Annotated in this window: 1 protein-coding gene; it reads left to right on the top strand. The window is 43.2% G+C overall.

What is annotated here, in order from left to right:
• Positions 1 to 43: 43 nt before the first annotated feature.
• Positions 44 to 817, top strand: a complete 774-nt coding sequence (locus tag QMA00_RS18865; RefSeq protein ID WP_083703518.1) for a histone deacetylase — start codon at positions 44 to 46, stop codon at positions 815 to 817.
• Positions 818 to 857: the final 40 nt, after the last annotated feature.

Here is an 857-nt window from a genome sequence, read left to right as displayed (position 1 = left end):
TCTGCCTTGCCTAAATACCAAACAGACTGCTGCAAATTCAACCTTGAAAGGTCAACAGACCCTGGGCTACACCCAATTTATATCGCCTTCGCCTGCAACTACAGCGCAATTGAAATTGTGTCATAGCTCAGAGTACATCGCAGATTTTTTAAATGGCTCGTTAACTGACAAAGCAGTTAAAAAAATGGGGTTTCCGCACTCACCTGAACTAGTCGAGCGAACCCTTTATTCTGTTGGTGCCAGTATTCAAGCAACTGAGAATGCACTTAATAGTGGTTTAGCAGCTAATTTAAGTGGCGGGTACCACCATGCTTATAGCAATTACGGCAGTGGCTTTTGTATTTTTAATGATTTAGCCATTGCGGCAGCGCATCTTATTGCAACGGAGCAAGCCGACACCGTATTAATATTTGATTGTGACGTACACCAAGGTGACGGTACCGCGCAAATAACCCAACAGCACGAGCAGATAATTAGCTGCTCAATTCACTGTGAACAAAACTTTCCTCGGCAAAAACAGCACTCAAACTACGACTTTGGCTTACCTGCAAACACCACAGATGCAGAGTATTTAACAACACTAGAGCAAGCTCTTGAGTTATGTGTTCGCCTCCACCAGCCCGATATTATTTTATATAATGCGGGCGCCGATATTTATACCAAAGACGAACTCGGCTTATTTGATGTTTCTTTGGCTGGCGTATACGCGCGTGACTTTGCCGTTCTTAACTTATGTAAGCAGCGAAACATCCCGCTTATGTGCGCTTTAGGTGGTGGTTATCAGCGTAACATCAATGATTTAATTAGGGTCTGTTGATCTTTCAAGGTTAAATTTGCCGCAGTCTGTTTGGTATTTA

Source organism: Pseudoalteromonas sp. APC 3694, assembly GCF_030407565.1.
GTDB lineage: Bacteria > Pseudomonadota > Gammaproteobacteria > Enterobacterales > Alteromonadaceae > Pseudoalteromonas > Pseudoalteromonas tetraodonis.
Note: the sequence above shows the minus strand (reverse complement) of the source record. Positions and strands in the feature narration are given on the sequence as shown.